The 16538-nt window shown below is 34.8% G+C and carries 13 protein-coding genes; 6 read left to right on the forward strand and 7 right to left on the reverse strand.

Going from position 1 to position 16538, the window contains the following annotated elements:
* Positions 1-57 precede the first annotated feature (57 nt).
* The 6 genes from mnmG to AAGD65_RS00990 all read left to right on the forward strand — a co-directional run bounded on the left by mnmG (position 58) and on the right by AAGD65_RS00990 (position 7010).
* Entirely contained in the window at positions 58-2106 is a 2049-nt protein-coding gene (mnmG, locus tag AAGD65_RS00965; RefSeq protein ID WP_264682944.1) for a tRNA uridine-5-carboxymethylaminomethyl(34) synthesis enzyme MnmG, read from the forward strand.
* Between the two features lies 1 nt (position 2107).
* Entirely contained in the window at positions 2108-3904 is a 1797-nt protein-coding gene (locus AAGD65_RS00970; protein ID WP_264682945.1) for an aminopeptidase P family protein, read from the forward strand.
* A gap of 94 nt (positions 3905-3998) precedes the next feature.
* Positions 3999-4364, forward strand: a complete 366-nt coding sequence (locus tag AAGD65_RS00975) for a hypothetical protein (RefSeq protein WP_019236690.1) — start codon at positions 3999-4001, stop codon at positions 4362-4364.
* Between the two features lie 97 nt (positions 4365-4461).
* Entirely contained in the window at positions 4462-5106 is a 645-nt protein-coding gene (locus AAGD65_RS00980; RefSeq protein ID WP_264682946.1) for an alpha/beta hydrolase, read from the forward strand.
* A gap of 5 nt (positions 5107-5111) precedes the next feature.
* Positions 5112-5891 (forward strand): SDR family oxidoreductase, encoded by a 780-nt coding sequence (locus AAGD65_RS00985; RefSeq protein WP_007302062.1) that lies wholly within the window; start codon positions 5112-5114, stop codon positions 5889-5891.
* A 90-nt stretch (positions 5892-5981) separates the two neighbouring features.
* Positions 5982-7010: an ankyrin repeat domain-containing protein gene (locus AAGD65_RS00990; protein WP_264375802.1), complete on the forward strand. Its 1029-nt coding sequence runs from the start codon at positions 5982-5984 to the stop codon at positions 7008-7010.
* A 21-nt stretch (positions 7011-7031) separates the two neighbouring features.
* Here AAGD65_RS00990 and AAGD65_RS00995 read toward each other — a convergent pair whose 3' ends face one another.
* From AAGD65_RS00995 to AAGD65_RS01025, 7 genes are all read right to left on the reverse strand, one after another.
* A complete protein-coding gene (locus tag AAGD65_RS00995; RefSeq protein WP_306794344.1) occupies positions 7032-7532 on the reverse strand; it encodes an IS630 family transposase in 501 nt (166 codons plus the stop codon).
* Positions 7533-7542: 10 nt separating this feature from the next.
* Entirely contained in the window at positions 7543-7890 is a 348-nt protein-coding gene (locus AAGD65_RS01000) for a transposase (RefSeq protein WP_264336399.1), read from the reverse strand.
* A gap of 286 nt (positions 7891-8176) precedes the next feature.
* A complete protein-coding gene (locus AAGD65_RS01005) occupies positions 8177-11056 on the reverse strand; it encodes a hypothetical protein (protein ID WP_341810945.1) in 2880 nt (959 codons plus the stop codon).
* The gene (locus AAGD65_RS01010) at positions 11037-13391 is read right to left on the reverse strand and encodes a type VI secretion protein (RefSeq protein WP_264682950.1); all 2355 of its coding nucleotides are present in this window, start codon (positions 13389-13391) and stop codon (positions 11037-11039) included. The genes AAGD65_RS01005 and AAGD65_RS01010 overlap by 20 nt, the downstream gene beginning before the upstream one ends.
* A gap of 54 nt (positions 13392-13445) precedes the next feature.
* Positions 13446-13811, reverse strand: a complete 366-nt coding sequence (locus AAGD65_RS01015) for a hypothetical protein (protein ID WP_264682951.1) — start codon at positions 13809-13811, stop codon at positions 13446-13448.
* 101 nt (positions 13812-13912) lie between these two features.
* Complete coding sequence (locus AAGD65_RS01020) at positions 13913-15409, reverse strand: DUF350 domain-containing protein (protein WP_341810946.1); 1497 nt, start codon at positions 15407-15409, stop codon at positions 13913-13915.
* 132 nt (positions 15410-15541) lie between these two features.
* Complete coding sequence (locus AAGD65_RS01025) at positions 15542-16537, reverse strand: NAD(P)H-dependent flavin oxidoreductase (protein ID WP_007302056.1); 996 nt, start codon at positions 16535-16537, stop codon at positions 15542-15544.
* Position 16538 lies beyond the last annotated feature (1 nt).

A 16538-nucleotide genomic window follows, 5' to 3' on the forward strand; every position in this document is an offset into this window, starting at 1 on the left:
AATTTGACATCAATCACTGATAGTTGGAATATTATAGAGTAGGAATTACTCAAGAAGATGCATAAGTACGATGTAGTGGTAGTAGGTGGCGGTCATGCCGGGTGTGAAGCAGCCGCAGCTTCAGCTCGTCTTGGTGCAAACACGCTACTTATAACTCATAAAATTTCAACTATAGGAGAGATGTCCTGTAATCCAGCAATTGGAGGAGTTGCAAAGGGTGTTGTGGTGAGGGAAGTTGATGCTCTTGATGGAATAATGGGAAGAGCTATCGACCGAGCAAGCATACACTCAGTCATTTTAAATAGCAGCAGAGGTGCAGCAGTATGGGGACCACGTGCACAGGCAGAACGAAAATTATATAAAAAAGCAATACAGGAAATTATTCTAAATTATAACAACTTGACAGTAAAAGAAGAGTCAGTTGACGATTTTCTTATCGAAAGTGATAGCAATGGAGAATCTTATATAAAAGCTGTAATAACAAGCTCGGGTGAACGTATACTGACAAATAAAGTTGTTTTAACTACAGGAACTTTTTTGCGTGGTGTGATTCATATCGGAGAGCAAACAACTCCTTCTGGAAGAATGGGAGATAAACCTGCAATAGAGCTTGCAAACACGCTAAAGAAGTATGATTTTAAACTGGGCAGATTACGTACCGGAACTCCACCGAGGCTTGATCGTGGCACTATAAACTGGTCGGTATTACAAGAACAAGTGGGTGACAATCCACCTACACCATTTTCTTATCTTACAGAGAAAATTAACCAGCCTCAGGTTTCATGTTTTATTACTCATACTAATGAACATACACACAAAGTAATTCGAGAGAATCTTCACAGATCAGCTTCTTCATATTTAGATAACGTTATTGCACCAAGATACTGCCCATCAATTGAAACTAAAGTTAAAAAATTTGCAGAAAAAAATAATCACCAAATATTTCTAGAACCAGAAGGGATTGATGATAACACTATATATCCAAATGGAATTTCAAATTCATTGCCCATCGAAGTGCAGTATGAAATGATAAAGAGTATAAAAGGGCTTGAAAATGCAGAAATATTAAGACCTGGATATGCAGTTGAATACGATTATATCGATCCACGAGAGCTATTTCATACTCTCGAAACTAAGAAAGTTAAAGGACTATATTTTGCTGGTCAAATTAATGGTACCACTGGATATGAAGAAGCGGCCGGGCAGGGAATTATTGCCGGAATCAATGCAGCACTCTCTTTATCTCAAAAAAGTTTTGTTCTTCATCGTACAGACTCATATATCGGTGTAATGATAGACGACTTGGTCACTAAGGGAATTGCTGAGCCTTACAGATTATTCACCTCGCGTGCAGAATATAGACTGGCAATCAGGTCAGATAATGCAGATAGAAGATTGACACAAAAAGGTTATGACATCTCTCTTGTGTCGCATGAGAGATACTCTGTTTTGCAGGGTAAACTTAAATCCATTAAGCAACTTGAGGAGAAATTAGAGAGCCTAACAATTACTCCTGAGCAGCTCAGGTCCTATGGCATTAAAATATCTTATGATGGAATAAGAAAAACAGCATTAGATTTGCTCGGTTATCCAAATATTGACTGGAATAAATTACGAGAAATATGGCCAGAGTTAAACATGGATTCCAGTGTCAGCTACTTGCATAACACCAAAGCACCTCTTCCTGTCATCCAAGTAGCTGACACTGGGATCCAGTACTTGAATGATGATAGAATGGATGCAGTTGACACTGAAAAAAATGTAGATTCCAGCGTCATGTGCTGGAATAACACTATAACTGATAGCATAGCCAAGAATGAAATATATGAAGCAGTTGCAATTGAAGCAAAATACAAGCCTTATTTAGTAAGACAAGAAGCCGATATGAAGTTTCTACAAGAGGAAGTTAATACTCAAATTCCAACTAATTTCAACTACTCACAGATTAAAGGCTTGTCAACTGAAGTGATAGAGAAGTTGCAATCAATAAAACCAGCAACAATTGGCATTGCAAAGCAAATACAGGGCATCACTCCAGCAGCAATAGTTAGCATATTAGTGTACCTTAGGAATAAGAAAACGAAAATAGCTGCTAATTCTGCGTAACATGTCAAAAATCGAAGAATTTCGCTCTTTTATGCACGAAATAAATGTTGATGCATTTATGTTGCATACTAAAGACGAGTATTTAAATGAATATTCAAAAGAGTTAGCAGAGTTATGTGGCTTCACGGGAACAAATGGGCTACTTATCGTTACAAAGAGTAATAAGTGCCCATTTTTTACAGATGGACGCTATATCACACAAGCTCGCAGTCAGCTCGATCAGGGCAGTTTTCGAGTATATAATATACAAGAAGAGGATCCACACAAATGGGTAAAAGCAAACTTAACATTGACTACCTCACTGGGTTACTATCCGCAATATTTTACTATGAAGGACATAAGAAAATATGAAGGCATTTGTAAACTAGTACCATACTTAATTAAAAAAGATAGTAGTCATAAAGCACAAACAATAGTCTCACATGTATCTGGTGAGAGTGGTAAGGATAAATGTGAAAGAGTAGCTAAAAACATAGAGGCTGAAGCAGTGCTTCTGACTGATCCAAATTCAATTTCGTGGTTATTAAATTTAAGAAATGAAAGTGCTGAATATACTCCTTGTATATTGGGTCGTGCTATATTGTATAAAAATGCCAATGTTGATTTATTTATTCAAGATAAAGAACATTCAACTATAGAAGCAAATTTTGATAACCATATAAATGTTTTTGATATTAGTGAGCTAGAAAATTCACTACATAAGTTAAATTTGGTGGTGATAGATCCAAGCACGACTCCAATGAGCATTATGAATGCAATAGATCCCTTGTATAACCATTATTTAAATGAAAAATCAGCTTCGGTGTCATTCCAGTGCTTGACCAGAAATAAAAAAGCATGGATCCCAGTGTCAAGCACTGGGATGACAATAAGTAATGAAAGAGGTCTAATAGAAAATAAGCAGATAATTGAGAAGGAGGATCCTTGTTTGATTCACAAAGCAGTAAAAAATCAAACTGAAATAACTGGAGCTATAAGTGCGCACATCAAAGATGGAGTAGCAGTTACAAATTTTCTATATTGGCTTGAAAACAATATTGACAGTGAAATTACTGAGCTTGAAGCTGAAGAAAAAGTTTTAGAATACAGAAAAGAGCAGAATTTGTTTAAGCAACCGAGTTTTCCAACAATTTCAGCATTCAACGAGAATGGAGCAATCATTCATTACCGTGCAAGCAATAAGACAAATAAAGCTATTAAAAAAGATGGAATATATTTGATCGATTCTGGTGGTCAGTACCTTGATGGTACAACCGATATTACAAGAACTATAGCAATTGGTAGTCCAACCAATGAGCAACGAGCTCACTACACAATAGTACTAAAAGCTCACATTTCGATAGCAAGTGCGGTCTTTCCTTCTGGCACCACTGGTGGAGAGTTGGACATATTAGCGCGTATACATTTATGGAAATTTGGAATGGATTACATGCACGGTACAGGACATGGAGTAGGAAGTTACCTTTCGGTACACGAAGGACCGCAAGCAATATCAAGGGGAAATAAAGTGGAACTCATTCCAGGCATGATACTTTCTAACGAGCCTGGTTATTATATTCCAGGAAAGTATGGAATAAGAATTGAGAATCTGATGTATATTGAAAGGCGAGAAAACGTCTTTTTAAGCTTTAAACACTTGACCTCTGTTCCTTATGATAAAAAGCTAATAGATATACAAATGCTTACTGAAGATGAAGTTAAATGGATAAATAGCTATCACCAATTTGTTTATAAAAATATAGAAAATGGCATAAAAGATAAGGAATGGTTAAAGAGAGTATGTGAATCTTTAAAATAGTTAATTTGTCATTTAATAAAGTATTAATATAGTTGTTCTTGTATTGTTTTTAATTAAAAACAATATATAATATTAGTTTCAAATAGGTGTAATTATGACAGATAAAATGCAAGATGATGAATTTATGAAGCAGTACATGGATACTTGCAAAGAGCAAATAGAAAAATTGGCAAGCGACCCTAATTTGCTTCAACAGACCTTAAAGCCATTCATGCAAATGTCTCAGCAGCTTATGGCTGGCGGTATGCTAGAAGGAAATATGCCTAGCATGATACCTGATATGGGTGGTATGGATATCAACAAGATGATTGCTCAGATGAAGGAAATGTATGATTACATAAAGAGTAATCACAAAGAGCTCATGAGAAAAGATGCTTCACAAATTCAAGAGCTTGATGATTCCAGCAGAAGATTGAGAGGCTTGGTCAAGAAATTGATAGAGAAAGTTGAAGCTAAGTAGTATTTATTCATATCAAAGAGCTATAGCAGTAGTGAGGTCTTGTTCCTCAAATTTAGTATTAACATAAAGTTAAATATAAACATAAAGGGATGAAGAGATGATTGAACTTAAAAGCCAAGAAATTTGTCCAAATGGAAATAAGAAAAATTTGATTATTTTTTTTCATGGTTGGGGTTCAAGTGGCGATAATTTCGCTCACCTTGCTAAAGTTATGAGCAAATTTTTACCCGATTCATGTTTTGTGGTACCGAATGCTCCGTTTGAGAGGGAAATAGGTGATGGTTATCAGTGGTTTAGTTTAGAGGATCGTAGTGAAGAAGCACTATATAATGGGGTGAAAAATGCTGCATCAATTGTAAATCATTTTATTGATACAAAATTAAAGGAGCTTAATTTAAAAGATACTCAGCTTTCTTTAGTTGGATTTTCTCAAGGGGCAATGCTTGCAATACATGTGGCTCTTACCCGGCTTCAGTCTTGTGCGTCAGTTGTTGCGTATTCTGGTAGATTTCTTTCGCCTTCAAAAACTGCACCGCAGATAAAATCAAAACCTAACATATGTATTATTCATGGTGACGCTGATGATGTGGTACCTTTTTCTTCCCTTGATTTAGCGGTTAAAGCTCTGAAAGAAAATGGAGTAAACGCTCAAGGATACCCAATTCATGGATTAGGCCATATTATTAATGAAGAAGGAATAAGGTTAGGGGTTGAGTTTATCAAGAAGAATTTTGGAAATTAATTTCCATGCACTTGTTTTGCTTTGGTTACGGATATGTAGCTAAATTTCTATCGAAAAAATTGCTAAATTTAGGCTGGAAAGTTAACGGTACATCAAGAAATAAAGATATACAACTTTTTGATTATGAAAAGGTTGATCAAGATCTGCTTAAAAGCGTAACGCATGTTTTAGTTTCTATTCCTCCAGACGGCGATGATGTTATGGAGAGATACGGTCATTGTCTGGAGAATATTAAATGGCTTGGTTATCTGTCTGCAACTAATGTTTATGGTGACCACTGTGGTAATTGGGTGAATGAGGAATCTGAAACAAAGCCTATAGAAATTAGAGGAGAAAAGCGCCTTGAGTCTGAAAAGAAGTGGCTAAGTAGCAAATTGCCTGTACATATTTTTCGTTTGGCTGGGATATATGGTCCTGGTAGAAATGCGCTAATTGACCTGCAGCTTGGCAAAGCAAGAAATGTGAAAAAAATTTTTTCTCGTGTTCATGTTGAAGATATATCGAATATTTTATTTTCTTCCATGCAAAATATAAAGCCTTATGAGATATACAATTGTGCAGATGATTTACCTGCTACGCAATCTGAAGTGGTCACGTATGCAGCCGAGCTTCTCAATATTAGCCCTCCAGAGCCAGTTGAGATCTCTTCCGTACCAAATTACGCACGGGGTTTTTATTTAGGGTCAAAAAAAGTAAGCAATACTAAAATTAAAAAAGACCTTGGTGTCTCTCTAGTTTATCCTGATTACAAGGTGGGTTTAAAGAGTTTGTATATATTAGAATAGAGAAAATAGATTGCCAGATGCAAAAATTTTTCTTGAATGTTCCTTGTTTTGATGTAGTACCACTAGGCATACTATTATATAGAGGTAAATATGTTCAGCACTCAATCGCTCCCGGTTGAAAATATTCTATTACATCAAGCCGCTTATAATGGTAACATAAATGAAGTTAGGTTATTACTTAATGTAAAAACTGATATCAATATCAAGGATAAAAAAGGATTTACAGCTTTGCATTTTGCTGTTTATTCAGGACATTTAGACGTAGTAAAGTTACTAATCAGTAAAGAAGCTAATATTCATGCAAGAACTACTAAAGGCAGTACAGTTTTACACTTTGCTGTTGTAGCTAAAAGCAAAGCTATAGTAGAGGAGTTAATTAAAGCGGGAGCTGATCCCAATATAAAAGACTGTACTGATGGTAAGACACCTTTACATATTGCTGCTCAAAATGGACTTGTAGAAGTTGTAAAGGTGTTACTTAATACTCAAGAAATTGAGATTGATGCTAAAGACAATGAATTTGGTATAACAGCTCTGTACTTAGCCTCTCAGAACGGACATACTGAAATAGTTGAACTATTAATTAGCACAAAAAATGCTGATGTTAACATAGTAGATAAAAAAAATAATGTCACACCCTTGTATCTAGCTGCTCAGAATGGGCATGAAGCAGTAGTCAAGTTGCTTCTTGATAATGGTGCTAAGGTCAATGGCTGTAATGTCGATAGAGATCCTTTAAGTGTAGCTATCAAGAATGGCCATAAGAAAATAGTTGAGTTATTACTTAGTATAGAAGGAATAAATGTCAATATTGGCGATAAGATTGGCAATACACCTCTACATATAGCAGCTATAACAGGCCGCAAAGAAATAGCAAGATTACTATTAGCAAAAGGAGCTGATGCTAATATTAAAAACCATTCAGGAGATACTCCTTTACAAATAGCTGAGATAATTGAAAACTCTACAGTTTTTATGCTTGAAAAGGATACAAATTCAGTACTTCTTGTGAAAAAAGGAGTTAAGGAGCTTTTGTCACAACATGTGAAGAACAACAAACCTAGCTCATCAGTAGATAAAATTGACGTATCTGTTCAGCAGAGTAGCAAAATAAGATAGATGAGAAAACTATAGTATTTTCTAAAATGAATGATAAATTTCCATTATGGTATTACCAACCAAAAGTTGTAAGTCTGTACATTTATACATTAGAGGTCTGAGGCGGCTTTTGATGGTATGCCAACAGTGTTCTATGGGATTCAAATCTGGTGAATATGTTGGAAGATACAGCACATGACAGCCAAAAGACTCTATTAATGATTTTGTTTTAGTGGTCTTATGAAATGTAGCATTATCCATAACTATGGTTGTGCCAAGTGGCAATTTAGGTAATAACATCTTCTCCAACCATATATTGAATACCTCTTTGTCACACCCACCTTTGAAAGTCATTGGTGCAATAAATCTCATTCCAATCCACCCGGCTACTATACTGATTCTCTCTCGAGTTCTCCCTGGAATATCTGCATAAATTTTCTTTCCTCTTGGAGCACGTCCATATTCTCGGTATAACTTATTATCAACTCCTGCTTCATCTATATATAAGATGCTGGAATGGTCTATTTTTGAGATTTTATCAATAAATTGCTGCCTATCTTCTTGATTGCGCTCTTGATATAGTGTGACTTTTTTTTAAAGTAATTTTTAGCTGTTTTAGTCTATACCAAATTGAATTTATTCCAAATCCAAGATTTTGTTTCATCTCTGCCAGAGTATGATCTGGATTCTTTGTAACATATTCTTCGAGTATTTTTGGGTCTATTTTTCGAATAAAGCTACCGTTTTTAGATGGCTTTAGGCTTTCACCAGCAGCTTTCTTTTTTAACCAGCGGTACAGAGTTGCTATTCCTATCTCCATGAGCTCTGCTATCTCAACCTTTGTCTTCCCTTTTTCTATCATCAATACTGCCTTTTCCCTTAAATCCACACTATATGCCATTATAACTCAAATACTTCATTATACCTTTATCATTTACTTTAGGAAATACTATAGTTTGTGACATTGGCGTCCAGTTAAATTTACATGGATTCCAGTGTCAGCTACTCGAATGACATTATGGAAGCTGTGATGACAAGGAAGGAAGCACTAGAAAGAAATGGGTGTCACGCACTGGGATGACATTATGGGAACTGAGATACAAGAAAAGAAACACTGGTTTGACATGCATCTGTCTCAGTGATGTAAATTCAACTTTACCCCATTTGCAACCATCAGGGTCCTTTGACTATAATCCTAACAATTCTTTTTTAATTTCTTCTTTAATTGTATAAATAATCTTTTGATCAAGTTTATTTATTAAGGAATCATCAATACCTGTGATATCATCTGGATTTTGTATCATTTTGTCAATAGCATCATCTATTTTTTTTACTCTTTTTTCATTAATTTCCTCAAATATAGGTTTAATGTTTGCGTAACCAGGAGCGCCCTTGCTATAACTTTTGCTGCTTTCGTTGATACAACCACCAGCACCATATGTTTTATTCACGTAGTTTTTACTACATTTTGTTACATCTTTATACCCAATCTCACCATTTTCTATATATGCTATTTTATTATCTTTACTAGAGTTTAGCTTGTCCCCTTTCTTAATTTCTTCTTTTAATTTTAAACTTTGTTCATGAATTATTGTATCTTTGTAATCCCTTCCCCCATAGGTTCTGTATGTACCTCCGCCTGCAACAGTAATTAAATCTTTACAAATTGTTTCTGAAGAGTCTCTGCACATTTTTATTAAAGTTGGTCCCCCATCCTTGTTAGATTCATCATCTTCTTGTCCACCACCTCTTTCTGTCACTTTTACTTTAATATAGGGATAATTGGGGTTGATTTTTAGTTTAGCTTTAATGTAATCACCTGGCATTCCTAGTCTACTTACAGTAGACTGAGCTTTATCAGCTATATGACCAGCTTCACCACCTCCCCATGCTTCTATTTCAACGTAATCATACATTGACAGATCATCTGTATAGCCATCTCCAAGCTCATAAAGTTTTTGATCCCTGTCTTCAATAATCTTCTTCTTATGTTTCAATTGTGCTATTATTATTTCACGCAATCTCTTTTTTAAACCATCTAAATCGAACCTACACAATTTATCAGCATAAAAGACTTCTGTTCTATTTGCTTTAATCGGTTGATTTTTTAATTGTGTGCACTTTTGTATTTCACCTTTCTCGTTTTTTACTGTTTTACCATCCTTATCCTTGCAATCCACTTCTTCATATCTTAAGTAAAATAGTTTATCATTCTTATCTACATACTGTGTTGAGCGACTACATACTCCATCAAAGCAGAGGCAACCATCATCACCGTGATTACAGTTTTTTTCTTCATACTTTCCATCTGTTAACTCATATACTATTTTGCATTTGTCACAATTTTGTTTTGTATCTACCTCTTTATCCTCTTTTGCCATGCAGTTATCTCTAGACTTATTTTCAGCAGGAATGGAAATATATCCTTTTTTATTAAATATTATTTCATTCAGTGCATCTTGTGGCTGTGCTAAAACCTCAATTGTTTCGTTACAGGGAAAATAATAAAGCTGATCAGACTCCTTTGAATAAACAGTATTGTATTTATTGTATCTTGCCCCCATTGATTTTAGCGATATTAGCTTACTTTCTTTTTCAAGAACAAACTCCTCTGGTTCTGGTTGCCACCCAGAAAGGCAGAGCATTTTACTTTTAGGATTTTCTTTATATTTTATTTCTACTTTTGGATATCCTGAGCCATCTAGTTTGCACTTACCATTCTGAAGCTCTTTACATTCTGTTTCAATATCGGGAACATATCCATATTTTTCTAGAACTTCAAATTGCGAATTATTTTTTAATATACCTTCTATTACGCTATCGATGTCGCTTTTACTGTTACTGCTATCAGTTGTTTTTGCCACTATTGCTGGCTTTACTACTTTTAAAGGTAGATGGCCAACATATGTAGGAGAATTTTTATTAACATAAAAAGTACAGATGCCATTACTGTGAGTTCCACGTGCGTCATAAGTACAAACGTTCTCACTCATCTTCATTTTTACTTTTAGCGTATTTTCACCTTTACCCTCATTAGGCTTTGGTATGCTCACTTCTTCAATCTTTGGAGCAGGTGGCGCTGGGAAGCAGCGAGCAGGAAATTGTAATTTTCTTTTGGACTCTTCTATCTCAGTACCATAATATTCAGTGCAGAGCTGACCTTTTTTTCTATAAGTTTTAAAGTGATGGTGGGTATCTTTATCTGGAATAGAGTATGTAGCACTTTGAATGTTTTTATTACTTGAAATAACGCGTGGAAAAGGTAGCTCCCTTCTTTCCTTCAGCTCACCAATAATGACTCCAACTCTTGGATGGAAATAATCATTTTCTTCATTTGTTATAGGAACAATTCTAACTTGTGGAGGTGACATTGCAAGTTGTTCACAAAATGGAGGGGGGCCAGGTGCAAGTGGTACAGGAGCACATTTTATCTTTTGCTTTCCTTTATTCCATGATGAACAAGTATCACAAACGTTTTCCATATCCCCTGGACGGAAAATATTTTCTCCCTGAAGCACTCTTGAAAACCATGCAGAACTACCCATACAAGCGCCTTTTTGGCTACAAGCACATATTTTAGGAGACTTAGCAAACTTCGTTTTTTCTTCATCAGTAACATTGTCTGCCCATTCCCACTCAAGACTATCTGCTATTTTTGCATTAACAGATGTTTTATCTCCTTCCCAATCAATAAACACTGCTGCAGAGACTCCACCTCCTGTATCTTGTGTACCATATATCTGGCGGCAGGATGTTCCACTAGGTAATATATAACAATTATCTTTTCCTTCATAATCACAGACTTGAATCTTTGGATTAAAATAACCATCAATTCCTTGGTCTTTTACTTGTCTTACTGTAATATATTGGTATAGCTTTTCATCAACTTTAAAACTACCTTTAGTACCAAAAGTAAAAATTGCTAAAAAACCCTCCAAAGCTTTTTTGCCTCCAGCTTCAAGTGTAGTATTACTCTCTACAAGAGGCGGACAATCAGCATATCCTTGATAAGAAAGACAAAATATCAAGGAGAATATCAATAAAAAATTAAGCTTTACATTTTTCATAGAACGCCGGTAACCACTTACTCACTTTTTCGCCTTTTTCCTTTATTGCTTCATACATATACTTTATAGTCTCTTTATTAGCTGAAAGTACATGTATTTCTTTCATATTCTTCAAATCTAGATTTAAAGTTACTAAACCTTTGTATTGCTTTATCAAAAATAAACCTTCCTGTGTTGGTGTTTGCAAAATGACATTCAGTTCCTCTTTCGACAGAGAAAATGCTTTCATGTATAACCTGTTTGCATTTATGTTCGGCATCAGGATCCTCGTATCGACATGCTTATCTAAATATTGAGTAAACTTGCTAGCAAATGCTAGGTTTAAGTTTTCAGTACTTAGAATTACTACAACATTTAACTTTGTCATTCTTTGCATCCAGTCGTCAAACTCTCCCTCTGTAGGAAAAATATTACTTACCTCCCATGCTTCATCCAAAACAAGTATTGCAGGTGAGCCATCACATTTTGCTTCGAAAGAGTATAAGAAATAGTAAAGTATCACGGACATACATTCTTTTTGCTTAGTGAGATTTGCAGTATTGAGGGATATAGTTTTTGTTCCCCAGTCAATATCTGACTCATCACCATCTTGGAATAAGTAAGCAAATTCACCTTCACCACACCATTTACTTATTTTGCCTCCAAGAAGTAAAAGCACTTCAGAAATTTGAGAAATAGATCGCGATTCTCTTGGTATAGCAAATATAAAATCTACAATTTTTTTTGTCTTTTCTTCTACGTCTACCAAACTTGCATCTGCAACCATCCTTTTGATCAATTCAACAAGCATATTGCGATTAGAAGCACTATCTTCAATGTTCAGTGGGTTAAATTTTAGACTTTTATCTTTATATTTTGGATCAATTATGTAATATTGGCCGCTTACTGCTTTAGTAAATATTATTGATTTTCCAGTATTATCCAATATAACAATCCTAGGGTTAAATTTTCTTGATTCCGAAAGTAAGAAATTGATCAGTGAGGTTCTACCTGAATTTGGAGCTCCAAGTATTGTGGTATGACCATTATTTTTCTTTCCATGAAAGTTAAAAAAGTAAGGACTGCCTTTTTTTGAAAAAAAAACTGTTACTGCTTCTTTCCATCTTCCTCCTTTCAACGTACCTGATGTAAAATCATGCAACATAGCAAAGCTGCAAGCATATTTTTCTAATATATTTTTTGGTTGTGTAACAAAAGCAAAGTTTCCAGGAAGCTGTGCCCAAAAATGATTTTCCATGTGCAGATCAGTTCTAAACATCATCAACCCGATTAACGACATTACAGAGGATAAATCGCTGATATTTTTAGCTAACCTATTCTTATCATCTGCAAAGATTGTAACAATAATTTTCTGTTGACAAAAATCCATAGCAGAAATTTTTTCAAGCTCTATTATTTCATTTATTCCTGAGTTTTGAAGTAAGGTATTGTCCTCACTGATTTGCAGTATATTAATTTGTTTTTTGAATTCTTTTACTGCTTTATTATTACTAGTAAATATTATTATTTCTGTGATGATAAGCTCAGAGTCAAGTTGCAAACACCTATCTATATTTTCTAAGGGGATTTCTCGATATTCCTTTATGCAAAAAATAGAACCAAACTTCTGTTGACCTTCAAACGATGTTTGAAATTTATTGAAACCGAAAGCTACTTTTAGGTTTTTCACATGCTGCGATAGGTCCCTTTCACATATTGGATAATCTTTGTGCGTTAATGTAATAATGTAATGGAGAAATTCCATCATTTGAGAATATATTTTGCCTTCACTAGACCTAAGGCCCAGTTTTTTAGCTCCAAAAGGTTCTAAATCTTTTTGAATCAGGTCAGTTATTTTTTGTAATTCTTGATGATTTTTTTGTAAAAATAACTTGTGCCTATTCTTTATCCCGCCAAAAAAAAATGCATTATTAATATTTTTGCCAAAATCACTAAGTAACACCACAATGTACAATTCATTTATATACTGTAGTTTACTATCAACTAGTTTATTAAACCACGTTGAGTGTAGCTGATCGGAAAAGTCTGCAGTTTTATTCCACTGTAAGCTCAGTTTATTGCGCTTACGGACAGTGTGAATCCAAACGGTAAAATATAAACTCTTGATATTTTTTGATATACTTTTTCTAATTTCAGTTCTAAGATCACCATAGTTATCAACTGAAGAATAGTCTTCTAATTTGATTATTTTTAACAATTCCCCCTGTTTTGTTAGTATAGTTTCTTCATCGTAGTGGCAAGCATAAGGGATAAAATCTAAATTAATACTTTCTAGTAACGCTAAATTGTTCTTTTTTTCAGAATTAGAGCTAGTGGCTGGTACTTTTGGTTGCATACAACATTATGTGTATTCAATAAAAAGATAATTAAAAAACATAAAAATACTATCTTAATTTTTATCTTTTTTTTCGCTGTCGGGCTGTAATTTTATATCTTTTGCAAAGTTGAATTTTTCTTTCAAGTAATCTGTTGCTTTTTCTGTACTCCCAAACATCATGATCAGTACACCAAACAGTATCATGAAGAAAATTAGACCTCTGAACACTACTGCAAGTATCACTGTAGCTATACATAACCCTATAATTGTCGAAGGATTCATATTTTCCATAGTATCTTTAACTGAAAATGAAGAAATAAGTTCTTTCAACGTTCCTGGTATATTTTTCAATTCATCACTTGCTTTGCTAGAACATGACATGAAGATAAAACTTAACAGGGCTACAATAGCAAAAACTTTACCCAATTGAATACGCATCAGCTAAATACCTTTAAGATACTCCTTAACTGTAACAATTTTTACATCAATAGGCAAGAACCGAATTCACTTGCTCACCATAAGTAACTCATATTTAATTTTTACCACGCCGCAAGCTTTTTATCGTCAACAAGAGGACTCACATTAATGGATGTCAATTTACTTGATAGAAAGTTTGAACGCAATTCAACTGCTGCAGCTGTAGCAAACACTGCAGCCACCACAAACAGTCCTGCTCCTACTAATCCTGATGTCATTGCTCCTGCAACAATGCACCCTATTGCTAAGAGAGCAGAACTTGTTACAAGTGCGACGTGAAGATTTTTGTTTTTGATTTTACTATTATTTTCATAATTATTGGATTGCATTGTATCTTTTACCTTACTGCCTGTCACTGAGATCACACAATGAGGCCCTTCTTCAATCTTCTTATAATATTTAGAAGGGGATCTTCTTCCGCTTGGGCCTTTGGGCCTTGTTTTGTTCGGATGTGCTAATTTTGTTTTTCCTTCATCTTCTAGTTGCAAACTATTATCTTCCTCAGCAGGGTTTAATTTTAAGTGTACACTTTCCTCAGATGAAATGCTTGTTACTGAAGTTAAGCTGTTCCTTCTGCTACTTGATGCCAAGCTAGATGAATTTATTCGACTATCTAAATCACTACTACTACTGAGTTTAGAAGTATTTGCACCACTTGGCACTTCTACAGCATTCACAGTTATATTAGGCTTTTCATTTTTTAAATCTTTACTATCAATCGAAAGATCAGATTGACTATTCAATTGTGATTGTGTGATCTTCTTTCTTGCTTGCGATTGTTTTGATGTAAGAATTGTTGAAGCATCATAACTATCTAAACTTCTCAAGGAATTATATGTTCCAGAGATTCCTTTTCCACTTACACCCTTAGCTAAAGAATCCTTTTCCAGAGGATTAATACCTGAATTTTTGGGAATTTCAACTTCACCAGAAAGAATTTGTTTGTTAAATAGTTCCATAGTATTATTTTGTCTATTTGCTTGATTACTTCTAAGACTTTTCTGATTTTGAATAGTGCTACTAGAATGATCTTTATTGTTGCTCTTTTTAGTAATCTCTGAAATTATTTTTAATATTTTTTCTCTTCTTGTTGGTGATCTTTGTGATGATTTTTCTTCATTGTTAAGTACTGAAGGTTTCATTAATTCCTTTGATCCCATTACTTTTTTTTCCAATGCTGGAAGGAAGTTCTCGATATAATACTTATAATGGTTTTGATATTCTTCTTTTTTTTCTGGTGATTTTTCTAATTGTTCTCTCAGCGATTTTTCTAATTTAGTTAATACCTCAGGGTCAGCCCCTTCCTTGAACAACTCTATGCATTTTGTGATAGTTCCATCTCCCTCTTGTGGGCTTGGATACTTATGCTTCACTTTTGTGACCTTTGTGTGTATAATTTCGTGCAACTCTTTCGTTTTTGATGCTGAAGAATTCCCTGTTTTCTCCTTTCTCTTATCTGAGATTTGTGAACTTCTGATAGGATCGCTAGTAGATGAGTAAGTATTGTTTCCTACTGCGCTATCAAATAGCACTCTTTTCTCATATGATGAATCAAACATAACATTCCTCTCATATAAATAAAATGTATGAATACCTCTTTAGCGTTAATTTTACATTAAAACCGGGCAGTTATGCCTTATTGCGGATAATTATAGCAATTTGCTAACTATTTTCTTTGCTGATTACTGATTTTACATTTCAACATAATTGCTTGCCTGTTGAACTAACATATCTATCACTTCTTTTACAGGCTTTTCTCTATCAACCATGCCAACACTTTGACCGGCCATTAAAGATCCTGTTTCAACATCTCCATCAATTACTGCCCTTCTTAAGGCTCCAGCCCAGAACTTTTCTATTTCAAGCTGCCCATTTTCTTTTGAGATTTCTCCATTTTGATATTTATCAATAATGTCTCTTTGATGCTCCATAAAATCGTCACTTGCTTTGTTAACTATAGCCCTTACTGGAATTACAGGGAAATCAGCACTAATCTGCACAGAAGATACAGCATTACGCGCAGCTGATTTGATGAATACTTCTTTAAAATTTTTGTGAGCGATTGACTCATTCGTGCAGACAAATAATGTACCTATTTGACAGCCACTTGCTCCCATTTCTAGGTAGTTCACTATCATTTCGCCTCTTCCTATTCCACCTGCAACAAACACCGGTGTTTTCTCATTTTTAAAATGAGGTAATATCTCTTGTGCGAGAACAGAAGTGCTAACAGGACCGATATGTCCTCCTGCTTCCATACCTTCTATTATTAACGCATCTACTCCCATTTTTACTAACCTTTTCGCGAGGCTTAATGCTGGTGCAAAACACATAACTTCAATGCCCGCACTCTTGATTTTTTCTATATTAGGCTTCGTTGGTAGTCCACCGGCAAGCACTATATGGCTTACTTTCGTTTCAATGCACACATCTATCAACTCACTCAACTTTGGGTGCATAGTAATTAGATTTACACCAAATGGTTTGTTAGTTAATTTCTGTGTCTCTATGATTTCTTTTTTCAGTAAGTCTGGAAACATTGCACCACATGCAATTACACCAAAACCACCGGCATTTGAGATTGCTGAAACTAAATTTCTCTCTGAAACCCAGCTCATAGCGCCACCCATTATGGCAAACTCACTACCGAGAAAATTTGTTCCTTTTTTCCAGAGGCTACTTAACATA

Source organism: Wolbachia endosymbiont (group B) of Chesias legatella, from assembly GCF_964026945.1.
In the GTDB taxonomy this organism is placed as follows: domain Bacteria; phylum Pseudomonadota; class Alphaproteobacteria; order Rickettsiales; family Anaplasmataceae; genus Wolbachia.